Raw genomic sequence first — 23,050 nt, 5'->3', positions numbered from 1 at the left:
CCCGTCACCGGATGGTGATCGTGATCGTCGACCCCTTGGGCGCCTTGTCGCCGCCCGCCACCGACTGCTTCTTCACGGTGTCGCCGAACAGCCCGAGCAGCCCGCGGTCCTCGTCCACCTCGAAGCCGAGGGCCTCGAGCCGCTCCGTCGCGTCGTCCACGCTGGAACCCACCACGTCCGGGACCTCGATCATCTCCGGGCCCTTGGACAGCGTCAGCGTCACCGTGTCGCCCTCGGCGGCCCGGCTGCCGTCATGCGGGCTCTGCGCGGCGACCTTGCCCTTGTCGTGGTCGGAGTTGACCCGTTCGGTGGCGACCTTCACCCTCAGCCCCGCGTCCGTCAGCTCCTGGCGGGCCTCGTCCAGGTCCTCGCCGGTCACGTCCGGAACGTCGATCGGGCTGCCCTTGCTGACGGTCAGCGCGATCGCCGAACCGGCGTGCCGCCTGGTGCCCGCCTGCGGCGTCGTGGCGATCACCGAGCCCTTGGGGATGTCCTCGCTGAACTCCCGGGTGACCATGCCCGGCTCGAGACCGTCCGCCTTCAGCCGCGCCTGCGCCTCGGCGAGCGGCTGTCCCGCCAGATCCGGCACGTTCACCGTCTCCGGGCCGAGCGAGACGGTCAGCGTCACCGAGTCGTGGTCCCGGATGCGGGCGCCGGGCGCCGGGTCGGTGCTGATGACCGTGCCCCGCTTGACGGTGTCGCTGTACGCCCGCTCGACCTGCCCGACGTCCAGACCGGCCGCCTCCAGCCGCTCCTTCGCCTGCGCCTCCGTCTTCGACAGCAGCGGCGGGACCTTCGTGAACTGGCCGGAGTTGATGTACCAGACCCCGGCGCCCATGCCGAACACCGCCAGCACGGCGGCGACGACCGTCAGCACCAGGCGCCGCGGACGGCGGGACGGCACGGAAGGCACGGGCGGTGCCTGGAGCCGGCTGGTGTGCCGGACGCCACCCCCGGCGGCAGGCTCCTCCTGCACGGGCAGCGGCCGGGGCACGGTCAGCGAGCGGGGTATCACGCTCGTCCGGTCCTCGGCGTTGTCGTGCTCCGCGGTCAGCGCCTGCGGCGGCACCGCGTCCAGCTGCTCGCCGGTCAGCGCCCGGCGCGCCTCGCGCACCTGGCCGAGGAAGGCCACGGCGTCGTGCGGGCGGACATCCGGGTTGCGCGCCGTCGCCGACGCGACCAGCTCGTCCAGCTCGTACGGCAGTCCCGGCACGAGCACCGAGGGTGGCGGCACGTCCTCGTGGATGTGCTTGTAGAGCACCTGGGCGGGGGATTCCCCGGAGTGCGGTTTCCCGCCCGTCAGCATCTCGTAGAGCACGACACCGCACGCGTACACGTCGACGCGCGGGTCGCTGGTGCCCTGCTCTATCTGCTCGGGCGCGAGATACGACACGGTGCCGAGGACGGCACCCGTCGTGCTGGTCACGGTGTCCACCGACCGCACCAGCCCGAAGTCGGCGACCTTGACCCGCCCGTCGTCCCCTATCAGGACGTTCTCGGGCTTCATGTCACGGTGCACGAACCCGGCCCGGTGCGCGGCGCCGAGCGCGGCCAGCACCGGCTCCAGGATGTCCAGCGCGGCCCGCGGCTGCACCGCGCCCCGCCGGCGCAGTACGTCCCGCAGGGTGCACCCGGGGACGTACTCCATCGCCAGGTACACGTACGACCCGTCGGTGCCCTGGTCGAAGACCTGCACCACGTTGGGGTGGTCGAGCCGGGCCACGGACTTCGCCTCCCGGATGAACCGCTCGACGAAGGACCCGTCGACCGCGAGCGTCGGGTGCATCACCTTCAACGCGAGGACGCGGTCCAGGCGGGTGTCCAGGGCCCGGTAGACCGTGGCCATCCCGCCCGCCGCGATCCGCGCTTCGACGCGGTAACGGCCGTCGAGCACCTGCCCGACGAGGGGGTCCTGAAGGGTCGTATCCACGCAGGGGAGTCTACGAGGGGCGGCCGACACTCCCGCCCCCTGCGCCGCCGCGGGGGCGGAATGCAGCAGAGCTGTGACTGTCGCGCGACTGGAAGGCGGGGCGCTCGGGGTCCAGGTGCGCGCGCCCCTCGGTGGGGGAGGAGGCCTCGGCGAAGTGGCGGCGCGGGATCCGCCCCGCCAGCCGGGCCAGCCGGCCCGCCTCCACGGCGTGCTTCATGGCGGCGGCCATCGTCTCCGGCTCCTGTGCCCGGGTCACCGCGGAGGCCAGCATGACCCCCGCGCACCCCAGCTCCATCGCCAGCGCCACGTCGGACGCCGTACCGGCCCCCGCGTCCAGGATCACCGGCACACGCGCGTGCTCCACGATCAGCTGGAAGTTGTGCGGATTGCGGATGCCCAGCCCGGATCCGATCGGCGAGCCCAGCGGCATCACCGCCGCACAGCCCACGTCCTCCAGCTTCCGCGCGACCACGGGATCGTCGTTGGTGTACGGCAACACCGTGAAACCGTCGTCGACCAGCGTCTCCGCCGCCTCCAGCAGCTCCACCGGGTCCGGCAGCAGCGTCCGCTCGTCGGCGATGACCTCCAGCTTGATCAGGTCCGTGCCCAGCGCCTCCCGGGCCAGCCGGGCGGTCAGCACGGCCTCCCCGGCCGTGAAGCAGCCGGCCGTGTTCGGCAGCACCCGGATGCCCAGCTTCTCCAGCACCGACAGCACCGAACCGTGCACGGAGGGGTCCACCCGCCGCATCGCGACCGTGGTCAGCTCCGTACCGGAGGCGGTCAGCGCCCGCTCCAGGACATCCAGGCTGGGCGCACCGCCCGTACCCATGATCAGGCGGGAGCCGAAGGGCACACCGCCGAGGACGAAGGGGTCGTCGGCCATGGGTCAGCCTCCTTGGACGGCGGTGAGGACTTCGACGCGGTCGCCGTCGGCGAGCGCGGTGGCCGCCCACTGCGTGCGCGGGACGACGGTCTCGTTGACGGCGGCCGCCACCCCGGAGGGCGCCGCGGTGAGGGTCCTGACGAGGGAGTCGAGAGCGGTGCCCGGGGCGATCTCCCGGCGCTCCCCGTTGACGGAGATGGTGACGGACATGGTCATGCGGGCTGCTCCAGGAGGCGTGCGGGCCGCTCCGGCGGTACGGCACCGAAGCGCTTCGGCGTGAACGGGCGTGCCACCTCGGGGAGTTCACCGGCGACCAGCGCATGCGCCAGGACGTCCCCGGTGACCGGCGTGAGCAGCACCCCGTTGCGGTAGTGCCCGGTCGCCAGCAGCAGCCCGTCCAGGCCGGTCGGGCCGAGCATCGGCGCGTTGTCGGGGGAGCCTGGGCGCAGCCCCGCCCGGGTCTCGGTGAGGGGCAGCTCGGTGATCCCCGGCACCAGTTCATGCGCGTCGCGCAGCAACTCGTACACGCCGCCCGCCGTGACCGTCGTGTCCCAGCCCAGTTCCTCGCTGGTCGCGCCGACGACCAGTTCGCCGTTCTCACGGGGCACCAGATAGACGTGGCTGCCGCGGACCACGGCCCGCACGGTCCGGTTAAGGAACGGCGCGAACCGGCGGGGCACGGTCAGCCGGAGCACCTGCCCCTTCACCGGCCGTACCGGCGGCAGCAGCGCGTCCGGCACGCCCGCGAGTCGTGCGCTCATGCTCCCGGCGGCGAGCACGACCTGCTCCGCGCGCAGCCCGGTGCCGTCCGCCGTGGTGACGCCGGCGGCCCGGTCCCGTACGACATCGAGGCGTTCGGCCCACACCCGGTGGAACTCCACTCCGGCGCTCTCGCACGCGCTCACCAGGGCCGCCGCCAGTCGCCGCGGGTCGATCTGGTGATCGCCGTCGACCCGCAGTCCGCCGCGCACCCCGGGCGCCAGCATCGGCTCCAGGCGCCGGCACTCCCGCCCCGACAGCCATACCGACTCGAGGCCCGAGCGCTGCTGCAGCGCGTGCAGTTCGCGCAGGTGGGCGCGGTCGTCGGCGTCGAGCGCGACCGCGAGGGTGCCGCAGCGGCGGTAGCCGAGGTCGCGGCCGGTCAGTTCGGCCAGCTCGGCCGCGAAGTCCGGATACCGGCGGGCCGATTCCAGGTTCAGGGCGAGCAGCGTCTCCTCGCCGTAGTGCAGTTCGGTGACCGCGGCCAGCATCCCGGCCGCGACCCGCGCGGCCCCGCCGCCGGGCTCGGGGTCCACCACGGCTGTGGCGAGCCCGCGCTGCGCCGCGCGCCAGGCCGTGACCAGGCCGATGACTCCGCCCCCGATGACGAGGACGTCGGACGTACGTGGCGACATGGGCGTCCAGCCCCTCCCTTCGCCGGCATGACCCGGATCAGGTTCGTACGGTCGGAGGCCGCCAGCCTCCCTCTCAGCCCGGTGCGTCCGGGCTCCCGCGAGTGCTTGTACGGTGGCCACCCTAGCCCGCAGCGCCCATCACCCGTAAGGGAGCCCCCGCCCATGGCCCGCTCGCTCGACGGACTGACCTTCGCCCCCGTCGCCGACCAAGCCCCAGGTCAGGTGGGCACCCGCACCCGGTTCGCCTACCACGAGCAGGACGGCGGGATCTGGGCCGAGTACGCGGGCGGTGACGTCGTGCGCGGCCATCTGGTCGGCACCCGCGAGGGCGACCGGCTGGACTTCCGGTACGTGCAGCTCAGGACCGACGGGACGACCGCCTCCGGGCACTGTGTGTCGGCGGTCGTGGAGCTGCCCGACGGACGGGTGCGGCTGGAGGAGACCTGGGAGTGGGAGTCACGGCCGGGATCCGGCACGAGCATGGTGGACCAGGTCACCGAGCACACCCACTGACTGACGATCGATCAGTTGTCTATGGTGATCGGGTGAGCGAGCAGAGAACGGGAGCGAGCCCGTCACCGGAACGGCGCGTGGTCGTCGTGGGCGCGGGCATGGCCGGGGTGCAGACCGCGGTCGCGCTGCGGGAACAGGGCTTCAAGGGTGCCGTGACCGTCATCGGCGCCGAGCCGCACCAGCCCTACGACCGGCCGCCGCTGTCGAAGGCCGTGCTGCTCGGCAAGGCCGAGGACTCCGCCTTCGACGTGGACTTCGAGGCGCTCGGCGTCGAGCTGCGGCTCGGCTGCGAGGTGCTGGGCCTGCGCACCGCCGAGCACGAGCTGGACACCGAGGCGGGTCCGGTGGCGTACGACGTCCTGGTCCTCGCCACCGGCGCGGAACCGATCACCCTGCCCGGTACCGAGGGAGTGCCCGGCGTGCACCTGCTGCGCACCCTGGACGACGCCGCACGGCTGCGGCCCGTGCTCGCCCGGCAGCACGACATCGTGGTCGTCGGCGCCGGCTGGATCGGCGCCGAGTTCGCCACGGCGGCCCGGGAGGCGGGCTGCGCCGTGACCGTCGTCGAGGCCGCCGGGCGGCCGCTCCCGGGTGCCCTGCCCGCCGAGGTGGCCGCGCCCATGGCCGCCTGGTACGCCGACAGCGGCACCGAACTGCGCACCCACGCGCGCGTGGAGCACGTCGAGCCCGGCGCGGTAGTGCTCGCCGACGGCACGCGGCTGCCCGCGGGCGCCGTCGTCGTCGGCATCGGTGCCCGCCCCGCCACCGGCTGGCTGGCCGGCTCCGGCATCGAGCTGGGCCCGCACGGCGAGGTCCTCGCCGACGCCCACCTGCGCACCTGTGCCGAGGACGTGTACGCCGTCGGCGACTGCGCCTCCTTCCCCTCGGCCCGCTACGGCGAACGGCTCCTCGTCCACCACTGGGACAACGCCCTGCAGGGCCCCCGCACGGTCGCCGCGAACATCCTCGGCGAGACCCCGGCGGTCTACGATCCCGTGCCGTACTTCTGGTCGGAGCAGTTCGGCCGTTTCGTCCAGTACGCCGGCCACCACGCCGCGGCCGACCGCCTGGTGTGGCGCGGTGACCCGGCGGGCCCGGCCTGGACGGTGTGCTGGCTGCGCGAGGACCGGCTGGTGGCCCTGCTGGCCGTGGGCCGCCCGCGCGACCTGGCCCAGGGGCGCCGGCTGATCGAGGCCGGCCGCCACATGGACGCGGCCGCACTGGCCGACCCGGGCCGCCCCCTGAAGGACGCCACGGCCGACTGACCGGCGCCCTGGGACAGCGTCCGGCAGGGGGCGCGGGGCTGTGCTGATAGGCGGCTCCGCCACACGGGCGTGACCAGCCACAACGGCGCCGCACCCGGCCGACGGCCCCTCACGGCGCCGGGCGGAGCCCGTCACGGCACCCGGCGGGGCGCCCACGTGGACCTGCCTGGCTTCCGACTGTCAGTGAGGGATGGCAGGCTAGATCCCGTGACCGAGATTGACGCAAAGATCGATGCTCTCGTCCCTGCCTGGCTCACCCTCCCCGACATCGCCGAACAGCTCGGCGTCGAGGTGACGCGTGTGCGGCAGCTGGTCAAGGAGGGCCAGCTCATCGCCGTACGCCGAGGTGAGAACCGGGCGCTGCACGTCCCCGCCGCCTTCATCGACGGGGACAAGGTCGTCAAGGGCCTGTCCGGGACCCTGACGCTCCTGCGGGACGACGGCTTCACGGACGAAGAGATGATCGAGTGGCTCTTCACCCCCGACCCGACCCTGCCCGGCACCCCCGCGCAGGCCCTGAGCGAGAATCGCGGCACGGAGGTGAAGCGCCGCGCCCAGGCGCTCGCCGTCTGAGCCGAACCGCGACAGGGGGTGGCGTGCGGACCCGAGCCCGCACGCCACCCGTAGAACCAGACACCGACCACGGGGGACCCGCGCATGTCCGACACCGCCCGCGCCGCGCTCGCCGACGCCCGCCTGTACCTGTGCACGGACGCCCGCAAGCGCCAGGGTGACCTCGCCGATTTCCTGGACGCGGTCCTGGCCGGCGGTGTCGACATCGTGCAACTGCGCGACAAGGGCATGGAGGCCGCCGAGGAGCTGGAGCACCTGCGGGTGTTCGCCGACGCCTGCGCCCGGCACGGCAAGCTGCTCGCGGTCAACGACCGGGCGGACGTCGCGCACGCCGCCCGCGCCGGGGTGCTGCACCTCGGCCAGGGCGACCTGCCGGTCCCCGCGGCCCGCGCGATACTCGGTGACGGCGTGCTGATCGGCCGCTCCACGCACGCCGAAACGGAGGCCGCCGCGGCCGCCGTCCAGGAGGGCGTGGACTACTTCTGCACCGGACCGTGCTGGCCCACCCCCACCAAACCCGGCCGGCACGCGCCCGGCCTCGATCTGGTCCGTTACACGGCCGGCCTCGGCACCGACCGCCCCTGGTTCGCCATCGGCGGCATCGACCTGGGCAACCTGGACGAGGTGCTGGACGCCGGCGCCCGCCGGGTGGTCGTGGTCCGCGCGCTCACCGAGGCGGACGACCCGGGCGCCGCGGCGGCGCAGTTCGCCAAGCGGCTGCGGGACGCCCGGTAGCGGTCGTCCGCCTCCGGCGGTGGTCGTCGCGCTCGGTAGCGGGTCCGGTGGGTCCCGGGGCGAGGCCTCCTGTCCACCCACTGGACAGGAACTCGACAAATCGGGCAAATTTCCGGTGTCCGGTTGGGGGACCGCCCACCCCTGGCTAACCTGCGGGTATGGCCCTCGGAACCGCATCCACCAGGACTGATCGCGCACGCACTGTGCGCGACATCCTCGCCACCGGCAAGACGACGTACTCGTTCGAGTTCTCGGCGCCGAAGACCCCCAAGGGTGAGCGGAACCTGTGGACCGCGCTCCGGCGGGTCGAGGCGGTCGCCCCCGACTTCGTCTCCGTGACCTACGGCGCCGGCGGCTCGACCCGCGCGGGCACCGTCAAGGAGACCCAGCAGATCGTCGCCGACACCACGCTCACCCCGGTCGCCCACCTCACCGCGGTCGACCACTCCATCGCCGAACTGCGCAACATCATCGGCCAGTACGCGGACGCCGGCATCCGCAACATGCTCGCCGTGCGCGGCGACCCGCCCGGCGACCCCATGGGCGACTGGGTGCCGCACCCCCGGGGCCTGACCTACGCCGCCGAACTCGTCCGGCTCATCAAGGAGTCGGGCGACTTCTGCGTGGGCGTGGCCGCGTTCCCGGAGATGCACCCGCGCTCCGCGGACTGGGACGCCGACGTCGCCCACTTCGTGGACAAGTGCCGTGCGGGCGCCGACTACGCCATCACACAGATGTTCTTCCGGCCGGAGTCGTATCTGCGGCTGCGCGACCGCGTGGTGGCCGCGGGCTGCGACACCCCGGTCATCCCCGAGATCCTGCCGGTGACCAGCGTGAAGATGCTGGAACGGCTACCCAGGCTCAGCAACGCCGTCTTCCCGGACGCCCTGAAAGAGCGGATCCTCACAGCGAAGGACGATCCGGCGGCGGTACGCTCCATCGGTATCGAGTTCGCCACGGAGTTCTGCGCTCGGCTGCTGGCCGAGGGAGTGCCCGGACTGCACTTCATCACGCTCAACAGCTCCACGGCGACCCTGGAAATCTACGAGAACCTGGGCCTGCACCACCCCCCGCAGGCCTAGACCGGCCGCACCGCGATACGACACACTGCGTAGCGGTCACTGGGAGAGGGGCGTACATGGGCTGGACGGTCCTCTACATCGCGTTCGGCATCGTCGCACTGTGGTTGCTGGGCGAGGTGCTGCTGCAGTACAAGGCACGCCTGCGCTGGCGACTGCTGGCCTTCGTCGGCTTCCTCGGTGTGGTGCTCGGCGTGCTGATGCCGTCCGTCATCGTGATCGGGCTGGGCGCGATCGCCTTCGCGACCGGGCAGACCTACGTGACGCTGTCGTTCCGCCGCGGCTTCGCCGCCGGCTGGGCGGTCAAGCGCCCCGACGCCGGGACCGGCGGCGGCAGCAAGCGCCGTCGCGGCAAGGCGGAGCGCCAGGACCCGGCCCCGGAGGTCTCCGGAATCGAGGGCGCCGACGACCGCGACGACCACGGCCACGGGCGTCTCGCCTACGGCGACGACGACTACGACCGCGACGACTACGACCGCGACGACGTCTTCACCCCGGCTCGCTCCGCCGAGCCGACCGCCGCCGAGACCACCTCCGTCTACGAGCCCCAGCCCCTCCCCGAGGACACCGGTTCCTACGGCGTCTACGGCGACACCGCCACGTACGCCGGCGCCACCCAGCCCCAGGGCGCCGACCAGAGCTACGCCTACGACTACTCGGGCTACGGCGAGCAGAGCTACGGCTACGACACCAGCGGCCAGCAGGCCTACGCCAACTACTCCGACCCGTACATCGGCGCCCAGTCCTACGCCGGCACCTCGTACGACACCGGCTACGGGCAGCAGCAGTACGGCCAGCAGGGCTACGCCCAGGACCCGTACGCCACCGGCGGTCACGGCGAGACCCCGGCCGGCGGGGTGTGGGTGCCGCAGCAGCGCACCGACGAGACCTACGGCGGCGAACTCCCGCAGGAGCAGCCCTATCCGTACCAGGCGGGCAGGCAGCAGCCGCAGCCCGACGCCGGGTACGACGAGCAGTACCGCTTCTGAGTCCCGGGGCCCCGGCTCACCTGCCCACCGGAGGCCGGCTCACTGCGAGCCGCGGAAGTCCGGCCCCTCCACGATCAGCCCGGCCACCAGCGCGCCCGACATGCCGGCGTGCGGAAGACCGCCGCCCGGGTGGGACCAGCCGCCGACCCGGTACAGACCGGGCAGCCGGGTGGTGTTCGCCGGGTGCAGGAAACGCCCCTGCCCGGAGGCGAGCGCCGGCGCGGGCACGGCCCCCGAACGGGCACCCGTCTCGCCCTCGACGTGTCCGGGTGCGCGCACCTCGTGCCACAGCAGGCGCTCGCGCAGACCGGGTATGGCGCGCCCGGCGGCCTCGAGGACCAGATCCGTGTACCGCCGGACCGTGCTCTCGTCCTCCCAGGGGGCCTCGGCCGACACCACGGCGGACAGCACCACGGACTCGTGCCCGTCGTCGGGCCGGAGCGCGGGGTCATCGGGGCGCAGCACGGTCACCGTGGGCGACGGGGGCACGTCGCCGCCCGGCGAGGCCAGGAAGTCCAGCTCGGACTCGGGAGCCGCCGGATGGACGATCGTGCGGTGCGCGGTTCCGGGCTCCCGTCCGCCGCGCAGGGCGAGCAGCAGGCCGAACCGTGTGGGCGGCGAGGCGACCGGGTCGGCCCGGACGTCACCGTCGGCATCCAGCGGACGCCCCGTCAGGGCCCGCAGCCGCGCCGGGTCGACGTCGGCGACGACATGGTCCGCGTCGGCCACCGTGCCGTCCGTGAGCTCCACGCCCGCGGCCCGGCCCTCCTTCTCCACGATCCGGGTCACCTCGGCTCCGAAGACGAACTCCACCCGCCGCTGCACACACCGCTCGTACACCGCGCGCGCCAACGCGCGGATGCCGCCGCGCACATACCAGGTGCCGAAAGCGTGCTCCATGTACGGCAGCACGGCCGCGCTCGCGGGAGCGGTCCGGGGCTCGAGGCCGTACGCGAGCACCTGACTGCCCAGCAGGTCCGCCAGGCGCTCGTCGCGCAGCTCCCAGGAGCCGATCTCGGCCACGGTCCGCGCCTTCCGCGTGCGCAGCAGCCGTCTGTGCGGAACCGCCGGATACGGCTCCTTCTCGGCGAGCACCTGCCAGTTGGGCCACAGCGGCTCCTCCAGCAGCGGCCGGCGGGTGCGGTCCCAGGCCTCGCGGGCCCGCACCAGGAAGTCGCCCCAGCGCTCGCCCGCCCCCGCGCCGAGTGCCTCGTCCAGGGCCGCGACCACACCCGCGCGCGAGGCGTTCGGCAGGGACACCTCGGTGCCGTCCGCGAAGACGTGCCGCGCGGCCGGGTCGACCTGGACCAGTTCGACGCAGTCCTCCAGCGGCTCCTTGCCGGTCTTGACGAACAGATCGCGGTACACGGCGGGCAGCGTCAGCAGCCCCGGGCCGGTGTCGAAGGCGAACCCGTCCCGCTCGAACCGGCGCACCGCACCGCCGTACGTCTCCGTGCGCTCGTACACCACCACCCGGTGGCCCGCGACGGCCAGCCGGGCAGCGGCCGCCATCGCGCCCATCCCGGCGCCGATCACCGCAATCCGTGCCATGCCCGTGACTTTATCGACCGCCACCGACGATCCCGTCGGCGGGCGGCTGCGGCGCAGGTCAGGGCTCCCGTGATGCCAGGCGCCGCTCCTCCCGCCGCTGGGCCCGGCGCCGCAGGAAACGCCGGATCCGCGAGACGAGGAACAGCAGTGTCAGCAGCCCGCCCACCAGCAGGACGCCCGCGATGATCGCCGCCGCCCGCGGGTGGAACATCGCGAACGACACGAGGCCGCCCACCCCGAGATCTTCGGCGAGGCTCAGCACGAGGTTGCTGAACGGCTCCGGCGAGGTGTTGACCGCCATTCGCGTCCCGGCCTTGACGGTGTGGCTGGCCAGCGCCGTCGAACCGCCGAGCAGACCGGCCGCCGCATCCGGGAGCGAGCCGCTCTGGCCGGCGAGCAGCACACCGACCCAGGCGCCCGCCAGCGGCCGGACCACCGTGTGCACCGAGTCCCACGCCGAGTCGACGTACGGGATCTTGTCGGCCACCGCCTCGCACAGGAACAGCACGCCGGCGACGATCAGCACCTCGGGGCGCTGCAACGTCTGCGGGACGTCGTCGCTCACCCCCGTCATACCGAACAGGCCGAGCAGCAGCACCACCGCGTAGGCGTTGATGCCGCTGGCCCAGCCACTGGTGAAGACGAGAGGGAGTACGGACACGGACGCGATCGTAGCCAGTCGGCGGGCCGGAGTCGTGGGCACGCGCGCGGGCGGCTGAGTAGGCGTACCTAGACGGTCAGATGAGTACGCGCGCGGATGGGGCGCCGGCCCCGGAGACGGGAGAGTGGAGGCACGGCAGGGGGCGCGGCCCGGCACCGCCGGCACGGGGCGGCGGAACGGGGTCCGCCCACCGGCCGCTCCTTCCGCCGATCCGTCGGCGGAAGCGAGACACGGGGGCCCGGGGGAAGACCGTCACGGGGGTCCGTGTGGGGGAACCCGTACGGGGGAGTGCGGGGCGGAAGTACGGGGGAGCACGGGGGAAGGGGAAGGCGCCGGTCCGGCAGCGGACCGGCGCCTTCCCCGTGCGCGCGGTGCTCGGAGAGTCCCCGGGGTGCTCAGCCCCTGCCGCTGACCCGGCCCTGGAGCAGCCGGGACAGGGCCGCGTGGACGTCGTCCAGGGAGCGCTCCGGCTGGAACGCCTTCCAGTCCAGCGCGGCCACCAGGACCATGCCGACCAGCGCTGCCGCCGTCAGCTGCACATCGATCTCGTCGCTGAACTCGCCGGCGGCCACGCCCCCGCGCAGCACCCCCTCGACCACCGCGACGGCCTCCTGCCGGACCACCATCAGCGTGGACTGCCAGGCCCGGTTGGTGCGCCACAGCTCGGCCACATACAACTGGGTGAAGGCCGGGTAGCGGTCGATGAAGACCAGGCCCGCCCGGATCATCGCGTCCAGCGCGTCCACCTTGCTGCCGCCCGCACGCGCCGTCCGCTCGGCCGCCTCCCTCAGGGAGGCGGTGAGCAGACCCACGCCATGCCTCAGCAACTCCTCGAAGAGGACCGACTTGCTCGCGAAGTTGTAGTAGACCGTGCCCTTCGCTACCCCGGCCCGCTCGGCGATCTCGTCCACCGTGGTCGCGGAGAAGCCCTGCTCGGCGATGAGGGTGACGGCCGCCTCGTAGAGCTTCTGCCGGGTGGCCTCGCGGCGCGTGCTGCCGCCGGACCTGGCGTTGCTGCTTTCCATGGCCCCGATTCTCACAGGTACGCGCGCGTGCCGAGTCTCCGCGGGGATCACAGGCTCAGCTCGGGGTGCAGCCGGTCCAGCGTCCACACCTGGCGGCGCCGCGCCGCGAGGGCGGTCAGCGCCAGGGCACCCGCGGTGAACGCGGTGAGCACACCGCACGCCTGCCAGACCGGGCCGAGCCCGCCGCCCGTGATCAGCCGGCGCAGCGCCTCCACGATGTAGCTCATCGGCAGGAACGGGTGGATCGCGTTGAAGAAGCCCGGGCTGGTCTGCACGGGGTACGTGCCGCCCGCCGAGGTCAGCTGGAGCATCAGCAGGGCGAGGACCAGGATCCGGCCGGCCGCGCCGAAGCGGGCGTTCAGCCACTGAACGATGGCCGCGAAACAGGCCGCGACCAGGAACAGGAAGCCGATCGTGCCGGCCGCGCGCAGCATCTGCAGACCGATCGCCCAGTGCAGTACGGCCATCAGGGCTGCCACCTGCAGCACGCCCACCGCCACCACCGGCAGCCAGCCGGCGAGTGCGATCCGCCAGGGGGAGGAACCGGCGGACAGGGCACGCCGGTTGAGCGGCGGGATCAGCATGTAGGCCACCATCGCACCCACCCACAGCGACAGCGGGATGAAGTACGGGGCGAACCCGGTGCCGTAGTTCGGCGCCTTGTGCAGGTCGTGGGAGGCCAGCTGGACCGGGTCGGCCATCACGCCGGTGCGCTGGTCGCGGTCCTGCTTGTCGTAGTCGGGGATCTTCTTCGCGCCGTCGTGCAGCCCGCCGGCCAGCTTCCCGGAGCCGTCGGACAGCTTGTACAGGCCGCCGTTCAGGGTCTGGGCGCCCGACTCGGCGGTGCCGATGCCCTTGTCCAGCTTGACCGCGCCGCTGCGGGCGGTGCCGAGGCCGGTGTGCAGCTTCTCGGCCCCGTCGGCGACCTTGTGCGCGCCGGCGTTCAGCTTGTTGATCTTCTTGACGGCGTCGTCGACGTCCTCGGCGAGGTGCGGAGCGCGCTCTTCGAGGGCCTCGGCCTGCTTCCGCAGCGTGCCTAGGTTGTCCCGCATCGTCTTCAGGTCGCCGTCCTGGTCCGCGATCAGCGTGTTGAGGTCGTCGGCGACGGTGGCCACCTCGGCGGCGGCCTTCTTGGCCCGCTTCAGATCCGGGCAGGCCGGGTCGGGGATGGTCGCGGTGTCGCAGCGCGCCCTGTAGACCTCGTCGAGGACGGCGGAGGAGGCGTGGGCGGTCTTGGCGGCGCCCGGCGCGAGCTTCACCAGGACGTCGAGGTTGTCCTTGACCGCCTTGGCCGAGTCGGCGACCAGCTTGGCGGTGTCCCCGATGGTCTTCTCGTTGGTCTTCACGAACGGGCCCGCCTTGGCGTAGACGCCGTTGACCTTGTCGGCGAGCGTCTGGGTGCCGTCGGCGACCTGCCGCGAACCGTCCTGCAGATCGCCGGCCCCCGTGTCGAGCTTATTCAGGCCCTTGGCCAGCTTGCCGCTGCCGCCCTTGGCGTCCTTCAGCCCGTCGGCGAGGTCCTTGGAGCCCTTCTCCGCCTTCCCGATGCCGCTGTTCAGCTGGTCGGCGCCCTTGGCGGCGGTGGCGGTCTTGTCGTGGATGTCGGAGAAGGACACGAAGATCTTGTCCAGGAAGGTCCGGGACGCCTTCGTGGACGCGGCCGAGCGCACCTCGCTGAAGACGGTGCGGGAGATCTGCCCGACGATGTAGTTGTTCGCGTCGTTGGTGCGCACCTGGAGGGCACCGGTCTCGGGGGAGTCGCCGGAACTGGACGCGATCCGCCTGCTGAAGTCGGCCGGCATGGTCAGCGACAGGTAGTAGGTGCCGTCCTCGACGCCCTTGCGGGCCTCTTCGTCGCTCACCTCGTGCCACTCGAAGGTCCGGCTGTCGCGCAGCCCGTCGACGATGTCGTCGCCGGCGGTGACCTTCTTCCCGGCCGCCGTGGCGCCCTTGTCGTCGTTCACCAGGGCCACCGGGATGCGGTCCAGCCGGCCGTAGGGGTCCCAGAACGACCACAGGTACAGGGCGCCGTAGAGCAGGGGCAGCACGAGCAGGGCGACCAGGGCGGCGCGCGGCAGTCTCCCGCGCCCGAAGCGCCTCAGCTCAAGCGCGGCCAACCTCGGTGAGCGCATCGCCGGCATCCTCCTTCCGCCCGGTCGGTGTGGTGTCCGCCTCGGCGCCGCCGGCCTCGATGCCCGCCCGCTCGGTGTCCGCCCGCCGGGTGTCCTTCCGGCCGGCGTCCTGCCGTCCCGTCGACACGGTCACGCACCCCTCGGGAGCGGTGCGGCACACGGCCACGGTCGTCGTCCCCGCGCGCGTGAGTGACCGCAACAGGTTCCAGACCTCGGCGCGTTCGGCGTCCGAGAGCTTCATGTCGATGTCGTCCACACCGACCAACCCGGGCCGGCCCACCAGGGCCAGGGCCACGGACAGACGCAGTTCCTGGAGCCGGTCCAGGTCGCGCACGGCCGTCCGGGAGCCCTTGGGCAGCGTTTCGAGGTCGAGCCCGGCGGCGGCCAGGGCCGCGTCGACCCGCAGCCGCGCCTCGTGCACGCGCTGGGCGCGGGGCCGCAGCACCTCGCGCAGGGAGTCACCGAACCAGCGCTGCAGCAGCGCCCGTTCCCGCAGGTGCTCGCCTACGGTCAGGGCCGGCTCCAGGTCGGTCACGCCGGTCACGTTGGCCACCGCGCTGGCGCGGCGCAACGCCGCCATGTGGCGGGGAAGTTTGAACCCGCCGACGGTGGTCACCCCTTCCGTGGGCTTCATCCGTCCCGTGAGCGCGAGCAGCAGGCACGTACGGCCGGAGCCGGACGGTCCCTCGATCGCGATCAGTGAGCCGGGCTCCGCGTCGAGGGTGATGCCACGGAAGGCCCACCCCCGTGGCCCCTTGAGTCCGAGGCCTTCGGCTGTGACGTCCATGCCGTCCACAAGCCCCCCTGCCTGGCAAATTTGAACTGACTGGTCAGTGCAAAAATACGCCCGAACCTTCGCTCGAGGCAAAGGCGCAGGTCAGAACGGATTGTCAGTGCCATACCTCACGATGGGCACATACGGCACCTGTGCCGTCACCCAGACGACAGGAGGTTCGTCATGGCCAACTCGTCCGCAGCCGCCGCCCGTCGGCGCCGCGCCGCCGGCCCTGCCCCCTCACTGACCGGACCGGCGAGCGATGTGCACCCCGTGCTCCGCCGGGCCACGGCCCCGCCCGCCGCCCTCGATCTGCTCGCCCAGGCCCGTGCCGGCCTGGAGGAGGCCACCGTCCTGGAAATGCCGAACGAGCGTTACGCGACGGCCCACCTCGCCGCCCTGCGCACGGCCGCCGCCGTGCTCGCCGCCCGGGGGCGCCCCGAGACCTCCTCGCGCCGCCGGGCCCGGATCCGCAGTGCCTGGGAGGTGCTGCCCGAGATCGCTCCCGAGCTGACCGAGTGGAGCGCGCTGTTCGCCTCCGGTGCCGCCCGCCGGGCCCGGGCCGAGGCCGGCATCCAGGGGGCGGCCGGACAGCGGGACGCTGACGACCTCCTGCGCGACGTGGCGATGTTCATCCGCCTGGTGGAGCGGATGCTGGTCCCGCAGCCGGTCCTGCCCCAGCCCCGCCAGGACGGCGGCGAACCGGACGTCCCGAGAACGCAGCGCGGCCTCCCGGACGCCGGCTGACCACCGGTCCGCGCGCGATCTTCCGGACGCGCGGTGACCACCGGCCGGCGCCGGGGACCTTACGGAAGCGGGGTGACCGTCAGTCCGCGCCTGACCTCCCGGACGCCGGCTGACCACCGGTCCGCCCCCGACCCCCCGGACGCCGGCTGACCACCGGTTCGTCCGCCGTGCGAGACGGACCCGGTCGTACGCCGCCGCGGTGACCGGGTACGGCGCCGGAGGCAATAGGGTGGAGAGCGCCTGAAGCCTTCCCGCCTCCCGCATCCGGGCCGGGGAGGCATCCCGTTCACGCCGCCGGCTACAGGCGGTACCGCGCCGAGGAGTCAACTGCCGTGTCGGACCCGATGCGCCCCCGCGCCTCTCTCCGTACCGCCGTGGTCTGGGAGGTCCTCCAGGACGCCCTCGACCGCCGGGTCAAGGCCACGGGACGGGACTCGCTGGACGTCCTCGACACCGGAGGCGGCAGTGGCAACTTCGCCGTGCCCGTCGCCCGCCTCGGCCACCGCGTCACCGTGGTCGACCCCAGCCCCAACGCGCTGTTCGCGCTGGAGCGCCGTGCCGCCGAGGCCGGCGTCGCCGACCGGGTCAAGGGCGTCCAGGGCGACGCCCACGGCCTGTTCGACGTGGTCGAGCGCGGCGGCTACGACGCCGTGCTGTGCCACGGCGTCCTGGAGTACGTGGACGACCCGGCCGAGGGCGTCCGCAACGCCGTCGCCGCCCTGCGCTCCGAAGGCGTCCTGAGCCTGCTCGCCGCCGGGCTCGGCGGCGCCGTGCTCGCCCGCGCCCTCGCCGGCCACTTCAAGGAGGCCGGCCAGGCCCTCCAGGACCCCGACGGCCGCTGGGGCACCGGCGACCCGATGCCGCGCCGCTTCACCGCCGAGCAGCTCACCGCGCTGGTCGAGGGCGCCGGTCTCCAGGTCGGCGCCGTGCACGGCGTGCGGGTCTTCGCCGACCTCGTGCCCGGCGTCCTGGTGGACACCGAGCCCGGCGCCCTCGACGCGCTGCTCAAGCTCGAGGCCGCGGCGGCCGAGTTGCCCGCGTTCCACTCCGTCGCCACCCAGCTGCACGTACTCGGCGAGACGCCGGGTGCCGCCGGTGCGTGAGCGCACTGCCGGGGCCCGCCGCTGATCAGGGGCTCGGCGGCGGATGCAGTACGCCACAAGCCCTCCGATCGAGGGGTTTGCGCCGTATGATCGAGGAGCACCGCCCGGCATGACGGGTCGGCCGCCGGGGAATGGAAGCCTCAGCGAGCCGGGAAGGCCATGACGGATTCCGGTTGGTCGATTGGCGTAGAGGGGCGGGTTTCACGGGGGCGATTCCCTGCCTATCCTGAAGGGACCCCCCGGGTCGCCCCGGCGACTGCACGATGAGGAGGACTCCGTGCCGCTCTCGGAGCACGAGCAGCGCATGCTCGAGCAGATGGAGCGAGCGCTGTACGCCGAAGATCCCAAGTTCGCGTCGGCGCTCGAGGGAAGCGGGCTGCGTACGTACACCCGGCGGCGGGTCTACCAGGCGGTCGCAGGCTTCCTCGTGGGTATCGCGCTCCTCATGGCCGGGATGGTCGCGCAGTTGATCTGGGTCAGCGTGGTGGGTTTCCTCGTCATGCTGGGCTGCGCCGTACTCGCCGTCACCGGCTGGCGCAAGGCCCCGAAACCGGGTGAACAGCCCGCGGGTGCCGCTCGCCGCCAGGTACGGCCGAAGCGCTCCATGATGGACCGGATCGAGCAGCGCTGGCAGCGCCGCCGGGACGAACAGGGCCACTGACCCGGCCGCGGTTCTCCGCCCACAGCAGACGCCTTTCCGCCCATGACAGCAGATGTCCGTGAGGGGTGGCCACCAGCCGGTGGCCACCCCTCACGTGTGTTTTTCTCAGCTCTCCCGCACCGACGGCCGTGTCTCAGCTCCGCTGCCCCGACGGCCGCCGCAGCGTCGGCCGGGCCGTCGCGGCCCGGGCCGTGAGCGCCGACCAGCGGGCCGACGCCGCCCACAGCACGCGCACGGTCGAGCGCGGCAGGAACTGCGCCCGCAGCCGTGTCCTGGTGCCGGCGGTGCCGCGCAGCGCCTCGATCACCCGGCGCACATCCTCCGCCGCACCCGCCGCCGGGCGCGGCCGCGGCGCGTAGAGCACCTGCTCCACCGCGTCCGCCACCCGGTGCACGGCGGCCCCCGCCGCGGCATCCAGATGCCCGAGCCGGACGATCCGGGCGGCCGCCCTGCGCGGGGTCAGCGACTCGTCCGGCGGGATGCCGTGGTCCCAGGCGCTGTCCGTCAGCTCCTGCCAGACGGCCAGGGTGTGCGCCGCCGCGCCCTCCGCGGTCCGCGGGTGCGCGCCCAGTCGCAGCGACCGCACCCGCGTCCGCCACAGCAGCGGCGACAGCGGAACGGCCAGTAGCGCCACCGCGGCCATTCCGATCAGCACGTACCACCACGGCCCCGTACCACCGCCACCGCTACGCGGGGCCGCCGCGGCCGACGGGCTGTCGCAGGCCTGCAGCCTGCGCAGCTCGCTCGCGCAGCTCTCGCTCGGCGAGGCCGCCGCCGAGGGCGCCGAGGACGCGTTCTTGGACGGCAGAGCCTGCTCCGGCAGCGAGGTGCCGGGCGTGTCCGACCGGGTGTACGACGGCGTGGTGCCGCGGGTGGGAGTCGGCTCGAAGCGGGTCCAGCCCACGCCCTCGAAGTACAGCTCGGGCCAGGCGTGCGCGTCCTTCTGACTCACCGCGACCGTGCCGTCGGCCTGTGGGGTGCCGGGCGCGAAGCCCACCGCGACCCGGGCCGGTATGCCGAGGGTGCGGGCCATCGCCGCCATCGTGAAGGAGAAGTGGACGCAGAAGCCCTGCTTCTTCCTCAGGAAGTTGGCGATGGCGTTCGGACCGCGGCCCACCTCCACCTGGGTGTCGTACTGGAAGCCTCCGTTGACGCCGAAGTACTCCTGGAGCATGACGGCCTCCTCGTAATGGCTCGTCGCGCCCGAGGTGATCTTCTTGGCGGTGCGGGCCACCACTTTCGGCAGCGAGGACGGCACCTCGGTGTACTCGCGTCTCAGGGCCGCCGGCGGCTGTGGCGCGGAGGACAGCTGCTTCGCGGTCGGCTGCACGTCCAGGCTGGTCACCTGGTAGATCTCACCGCGTGTGGTCTGGCCGTGGTCGCCGACGAGCGACATGCCGACGGGCTCGTACCGCCAGCGGCCGTTGATCTGCACGCCGCTCGGCGGATAGGGCATCGGCAGCCAGTCCTGGGCGTACCAGTCCGCCGCCGTGACCGTCGTCCTGACCTTGCTGCGCTTGACGTCCGGGCCCAGGCCGGTGGGCGTGGGGAACACGTCCGGCACCCCGACGACGTGCCGCTGCGCCGGCTTCCAGGTGGTGCCGTCGAAGTCATCCAGGGAGACGATCCGCAGATACAGGTCCGAGATGTCGTTCGTGCTGGTCCTGAGGGTCAGCACCTGGCGGTCGTTGTCCGTGTTCAGGCTGTCGCGCAGGGACACCAGCGGGTTGACCGCCGAGATCGTGCCCCCGTGGCCGTTGCCCGCCCCCACACCGGTGCCGGCGGCGTCCAGCAGCCCACCCTGCATCGCGGGCAGCGCCAGCGGCACCACCAGGGCCACACCCAGCGCGACCGCGCCGATCCGGCGTCCGGTGCGTACGGGGGCCGCGACGCCGGGCTCCGGGGGGCCCGCGGAGCGGGGAGCGGCGCCGAAGACCCGCCCCCACTGGGCGAGCCGGTCCCGGCCCTCGGCGAGCAGCAGCATCAGATAGCCGGCCGCCGCCACCAGGAACCACAGCCAGTCGGCCCCGCCGTCGGAGAGCCCCGCGGCCACCGAGTACAGCGCGAGCAGCGGCAGCCCGGCCGGGGCCGCGCTGCGGAAGGTCACCGCGAGCGTGTCCACCAGCAGACCGATCAGCAGCACGCCGCCGACCAGCATCAGTTTGATGCCGTCGGTGAGCGGCGCCGGTATCGCGTACCGGCTGACGTCGTCCGAGCCCTGCTGGAGCAGGTCGGCGAAGTACCGGAAGGCGCCGGGACCGGGGATCAGCCCGACGATCGCCTGCTCGCGGGCGAAGACCAGCGTCAGCAGTATCAGGGTGACCAGCGCCTGGGCCGCCACCGTCGGCGGCCGGCCCAGCGGCACCCGCCGGGCCGCCACGCCCACCCCGGTCTGCACGGCCACCAGCGGGACCAGCTGCAGCAGCCAGGTCGGCTCGGCCACCAGGGGCAGCAGCGCGCACGAGGCCATCAGCGTGGCGGCGGCGGCGCACAAGGCCAGTCGTGCCCGTCCGCTCATCCCAGTGCCTCCCCGCTCACGGCGGTCAGGCCCGAACGTTCCCGGTCCGCCTGCCGCCACAGTTCGTCCAGCGAGGCGCCGCGCGGCACGCTCAGCGCCGTCCAGCCCGCCTCGCGCAGCATGCCCAGCCGCTCCGCGTGCCGGTCGCCCGGCCGCGGCACGCCGGTGATCTCCCGCGTCCAGGTGTCGGGATCCAGTACGAAGGCGACGGCACCGCCGCTGCGTCGGCTCATCTTGGCGACCGTCGCCGCCTGTTCCTCGTCCAGGTCGCCGAGGAAGGCGACCAGCAGCCCCTGGTTGCCGCCGCGCAGCACGTCATAGGCCCGGGACAGGCCCGTGCCGTCGGAGTGGTCGATCACCGCGAGGGTGTCCATCATCAGCCCGGCCGCGTCCGCGGTCTCCTGCCCGGCGCCCGCGAAGCCGTCGGCGCCCTCGCCGGGCACCGAACTCCCACTCTCCGTCAGCAGGCGGACCGAGAAGCCCCGTTCCAACATGTGCACCAGGACCGACGCGGTGCCCGAGACGGCCCACTCGAAGGCCGACTCGGGGCCCGCGCCCTCATAGGCGCCGCCCCGGGTGTCCAGCAGCACGGTGCAGCGGGAGCGCCGGGGCTGCTCCTCGCGGCGCACCATCAGCTCGCCGTAGCGCGCCGTGGAGCGCCAGTGCACCCGGCGCAGGTCGTCGCCGTAGCGGTACCCGCGCGGAATCACGTCGTCCTCGCCCGCGAGGGCCAGCGAGCGCTGCCGCCCGTCGCCGTAGCCCTTGGCCTCACCGCTGAACCGGACCGGTGCCAGCGGCTCCACGCGCGGGATGACGGTCAGCGTGTCGTACGTGGAGAAGGACCGGGTCAGTTCGCACATTCCGAAAGGGTCCGTGAGCCGCAGTTGCAGCGGGCCCAGCGGGTAGCGGCCGCGCAGGTCGGAACGGACCCGGTAGGACACCTCGCGGCGGCCGCCCGGCTCCACCCGGTCCAGCACGAACCGGGGCCGCGGCCCGAGGACGTACGGCACCCGGTCCTGGAGCATCAGCAGACCGGTGGGCAGCCGGGAGACGTTGTCCATGCGCAGGTGCACCCGGGCCTCGCTGCCGGCGGGCACGCGCGCGGGGGAGAGCCGGCGGCCGGCGGCCACCCGGTAGCGCGTGCGGTACAGCACGGTCGCGCAGATCAGCGGCAGCGCGGCCAGCAGCAGACCGACCCGCAGCAGATCGCTCTGGCCCAGCACGTACGCGCAGATCGCGGCGGCGATACCGGCCGCCAGGAAGGAGCGGCCGCGGGTGGTGAGCCCCGCCAGGGCCGTACGGACGCCGCTCGCCTCCCCGCGGTCGGCCTCCGCCTGCCCGGTCCCCCCGGCGTTCATCACAGACTCCGCGGAGGCTGCTGGGGATAGGCCGGCACGCCCCGGCCGAGCCCGCCGAAGCCGCTCTGCTGCCCGGGCGTCGCGGGCACCGGGGTGTGCTGCAGGATCTCCAGCACCACCTGTTCGGCCGTACGGCGGTTGAGCTGGGCCTGGGCGGTGGGCAGCAGGCGGTGGGCGAGGACGGCGACGGCGAGGGCCTGGACGTCGTCCGGCAGCGCGTACTCCCGGCCGGCGAGGGCCGTGGACGCCTTCGCCGCACGCAGCAGATGCAGCGTCGCGCGCGGGGAGGCGCCCAGCCTGAGGTCGGGGTGGGTGCGGGTGGCCGCGACCAGCTCGACCGCGTACCGCCGGACCGCCTCGGAGACGTGCACGCCGCGCACCGCCTCGATGAGCTTCACGATCTCGTGCGCGTGGGCCACCGGCTGCAAATCCTCCAGCGGGCTGACCCCGCCGTGGACGTCGAGCATCTGCAGCTCGGCCTCGACGCTCGGATAGCCGACGGAGACGCGGGCCATGAAGCGGTCGCGCTGGGCCTCGGGCAGCGGGTAGGTGCCCTCCATCTCGACCGGGTTCTGCGTGGCCACCACCATGAAGGGGCTGGGCAGTGCATAGGTCTGCCCGTCGATGGTGACCTGCCGCTCCTCCATGGACTCCAGCAGCGCGGACTGGGTCTTGGGCGAGGCGCGGTTGATCTCGTCGCCGATCACGATCTGCGCGAAGATGGCGCCCGGCTTGAACTCGAAGTCCCGGCGCTGCTGGTCCCAGATCGACACACCCGTGATGTCCGAGGGCAGCAGGTCGGGCGTGAACTGGATGCGCCGCACCGAGCAGTCGATGGACCGGGCCAGCGCCTTGGCGAGCATCGTCTTGCCCACCCCGGGAACGTCCTCGATCAACAGGTGCCCCTCGGCGAGCAGCACGGTCAGCGCGAGCCGTACGACCTCGGGCTTGCCCTCGATCACGCCCTCCACCGAACCGCGTACCCGCTCCACCGTGGCGGTCAGATCAGTGAGGCTCGCTCGATCGTCATAGGTCGTCACCCGGCCCTCCTCGGCCCGTTCATCCGGGCCGACGCTCTGCGATGCGAAACCGGCCCACCCCGAAACACGGGCACCACGCGGAAACAGTTCAGCGTGACGCCACACCCCGCATTCTTGC

Annotated in this window: 20 protein-coding genes, 1 pseudogene and 1 riboswitch; of the genes and pseudogenes, 9 read left to right on the top strand and 12 right to left on the bottom strand. The window is 73.2% G+C overall.

Annotation, left to right across the window (positions count from 1 at the left end; translation table 11 throughout):
* Nucleotides 1-4: 4 nt before the first annotated feature.
* From pknB to thiO, 4 genes and pseudogenes are all read right to left on the bottom strand, one after another.
* The gene (gene pknB / locus ABZ079_RS19280; RefSeq protein WP_356940623.1) at nt 5-1,930 is read right to left on the bottom strand and encodes a Stk1 family PASTA domain-containing Ser/Thr kinase; all 1,926 of its coding nucleotides are present in this window, start codon (nt 1,928-1,930) and stop codon (nt 5-7) included.
* A 91-nt stretch (nt 1,931-2,021) separates the two neighbouring features.
* Nucleotides 2,022-2,813, bottom strand: a pseudogene (locus ABZ079_RS19275) (thiazole synthase); the annotation flags it as partial.
* Between the two features lie 3 nt (nt 2,814-2,816).
* Nucleotides 2,817-3,029, bottom strand: coding sequence for a sulfur carrier protein ThiS (gene thiS, locus ABZ079_RS19270; protein ID WP_356940622.1), 213 nt, complete (start codon nt 3,027-3,029; stop codon nt 2,817-2,819).
* A complete protein-coding gene (gene thiO, locus ABZ079_RS19265) occupies nt 3,026-4,207 on the bottom strand; it encodes a glycine oxidase ThiO (RefSeq protein ID WP_356940621.1) in 1,182 nt (393 codons plus the stop codon). The genes thiS and thiO overlap by 4 nt, the downstream gene beginning before the upstream one ends.
* Nucleotides 4,205-4,316: riboswitch (TPP riboswitch) on the bottom strand. It overlaps the preceding gene by 3 nt.
* A 53-nt stretch (nt 4,317-4,369) precedes the next feature.
* Between thiO and ABZ079_RS19260 the strand changes: the two genes are divergently transcribed.
* The 6 genes from ABZ079_RS19260 to ABZ079_RS19235 all read left to right on the top strand — a co-directional run bounded on the left by ABZ079_RS19260 (nt 4,370) and on the right by ABZ079_RS19235 (nt 9,361).
* Complete coding sequence (locus ABZ079_RS19260; protein WP_356940620.1) at nt 4,370-4,720, top strand: hypothetical protein; 351 nt, start codon at nt 4,370-4,372, stop codon at nt 4,718-4,720.
* A 77-nt stretch (nt 4,721-4,797) separates the two neighbouring features.
* On the top strand, nt 4,798-5,985 hold the full coding sequence (locus ABZ079_RS19255) for an FAD-dependent oxidoreductase (RefSeq protein WP_356940677.1): 1,188 nt from the start codon (nt 4,798-4,800) through the stop codon (nt 5,983-5,985).
* Between the two features lie 207 nt (nt 5,986-6,192).
* A complete protein-coding gene (locus tag ABZ079_RS19250) occupies nt 6,193-6,558 on the top strand; it encodes an Rv2175c family DNA-binding protein (protein ID WP_030742629.1) in 366 nt (121 codons plus the stop codon).
* A gap of 84 nt (nt 6,559-6,642) precedes the next feature.
* Complete coding sequence (gene thiE / locus ABZ079_RS19245) at nt 6,643-7,293, top strand: thiamine phosphate synthase (protein ID WP_356940619.1); 651 nt, start codon at nt 6,643-6,645, stop codon at nt 7,291-7,293.
* Nucleotides 7,294-7,451: 158 nt separating this feature from the next.
* Complete coding sequence (metF, locus tag ABZ079_RS19240; protein ID WP_356940618.1) at nt 7,452-8,375, top strand: methylenetetrahydrofolate reductase [NAD(P)H]; 924 nt, start codon at nt 7,452-7,454, stop codon at nt 8,373-8,375.
* A 56-nt stretch (nt 8,376-8,431) separates the two neighbouring features.
* The gene (locus tag ABZ079_RS19235; RefSeq protein WP_356940617.1) at nt 8,432-9,361 is read left to right on the top strand and encodes a hypothetical protein; all 930 of its coding nucleotides are present in this window, start codon (nt 8,432-8,434) and stop codon (nt 9,359-9,361) included.
* A 39-nt stretch (nt 9,362-9,400) separates the two neighbouring features.
* Here the strand turns inward: ABZ079_RS19235 and ABZ079_RS19230 are convergent, their stop codons facing one another.
* The 5 genes from ABZ079_RS19230 to ABZ079_RS19210 form a co-directional block, all read right to left on the bottom strand.
* The gene (locus tag ABZ079_RS19230; protein ID WP_356940616.1) at nt 9,401-10,912 is read right to left on the bottom strand and encodes an NAD(P)/FAD-dependent oxidoreductase; all 1,512 of its coding nucleotides are present in this window, start codon (nt 10,910-10,912) and stop codon (nt 9,401-9,403) included.
* Between the two features lie 58 nt (nt 10,913-10,970).
* The gene (locus ABZ079_RS19225; protein WP_356940615.1) at nt 10,971-11,573 is read right to left on the bottom strand and encodes a DUF4126 domain-containing protein; all 603 of its coding nucleotides are present in this window, start codon (nt 11,571-11,573) and stop codon (nt 10,971-10,973) included.
* Nucleotides 11,574-11,968: 395 nt separating this feature from the next.
* The gene (locus ABZ079_RS19220; RefSeq protein ID WP_356940614.1) at nt 11,969-12,598 is read right to left on the bottom strand and encodes a TetR/AcrR family transcriptional regulator; all 630 of its coding nucleotides are present in this window, start codon (nt 12,596-12,598) and stop codon (nt 11,969-11,971) included.
* A 47-nt stretch (nt 12,599-12,645) separates the two neighbouring features.
* Nucleotides 12,646-14,730, bottom strand: a complete 2,085-nt coding sequence (locus tag ABZ079_RS19215) for a YhgE/Pip domain-containing protein (protein ID WP_356940613.1) — start codon at nt 14,728-14,730, stop codon at nt 12,646-12,648.
* Complete coding sequence (locus ABZ079_RS19210) at nt 14,702-15,517, bottom strand: ATP-binding cassette domain-containing protein (RefSeq protein ID WP_356940612.1); 816 nt, start codon at nt 15,515-15,517, stop codon at nt 14,702-14,704. The genes ABZ079_RS19215 and ABZ079_RS19210 overlap by 29 nt, the downstream gene beginning before the upstream one ends.
* 171 nt (nt 15,518-15,688) lie before the next feature.
* On the opposite strand from ABZ079_RS19210, the gene ABZ079_RS19205 reads away from it, so the two are divergent.
* The 3 genes from ABZ079_RS19205 (at nt 15,689) to ABZ079_RS19195 (ending at nt 18,016) form a co-directional block, all read left to right on the top strand.
* The gene (locus ABZ079_RS19205) at nt 15,689-16,252 is read left to right on the top strand and encodes an SAV_6107 family HEPN domain-containing protein (protein ID WP_356940611.1); all 564 of its coding nucleotides are present in this window, start codon (nt 15,689-15,691) and stop codon (nt 16,250-16,252) included.
* A 332-nt stretch (nt 16,253-16,584) separates the two neighbouring features.
* Entirely contained in the window at nt 16,585-17,355 is a 771-nt protein-coding gene (locus ABZ079_RS19200; RefSeq protein ID WP_356940610.1) for a methyltransferase, read from the top strand.
* A 277-nt stretch (nt 17,356-17,632) separates the two neighbouring features.
* A complete protein-coding gene (locus tag ABZ079_RS19195) occupies nt 17,633-18,016 on the top strand; it encodes a DUF3040 domain-containing protein (RefSeq protein WP_356940609.1) in 384 nt (127 codons plus the stop codon).
* A gap of 133 nt (nt 18,017-18,149) precedes the next feature.
* Here the strand turns inward: ABZ079_RS19195 and ABZ079_RS19190 are convergent, their stop codons facing one another.
* Genes ABZ079_RS19190 through ABZ079_RS19180 form a run of 3 tightly spaced genes read right to left on the bottom strand, consistent with a single transcriptional unit; the run spans nt 18,150 to nt 22,932 of the window.
* Nucleotides 18,150-20,534: a DUF3488 and transglutaminase-like domain-containing protein gene (locus ABZ079_RS19190; RefSeq protein ID WP_356940608.1), complete on the bottom strand. Its 2,385-nt coding sequence runs from the start codon at nt 20,532-20,534 to the stop codon at nt 18,150-18,152.
* Nucleotides 20,531-21,892, bottom strand: a complete 1,362-nt coding sequence (locus ABZ079_RS19185) for a DUF58 domain-containing protein (protein ID WP_356940607.1) — start codon at nt 21,890-21,892, stop codon at nt 20,531-20,533. Before ABZ079_RS19185 ends, ABZ079_RS19190 begins: the two co-directional genes overlap by 4 nt.
* Nucleotides 21,892-22,932 carry a MoxR family ATPase gene (locus ABZ079_RS19180; protein ID WP_356940606.1) on the bottom strand — a complete coding sequence of 347 codons (1,041 nt, stop codon included), beginning with the start codon at nt 22,930-22,932 and terminating at the stop codon, nt 21,892-21,894. Before ABZ079_RS19180 ends, ABZ079_RS19185 begins: the two co-directional genes overlap by 1 nt.
* Between the last annotated feature and the right edge of the window lie 118 nt (nt 22,933-23,050).

The sequence above is a fragment of the Streptomyces sp. NPDC006314 genome, assembly GCF_040613075.1.
Taxonomy (GTDB): Bacteria; Actinomycetota; Actinomycetes; order Streptomycetales; family Streptomycetaceae; genus Streptomyces.
Note: the sequence above shows the minus strand (reverse complement) of the source record. Positions and strands in the feature narration are given on the sequence as shown.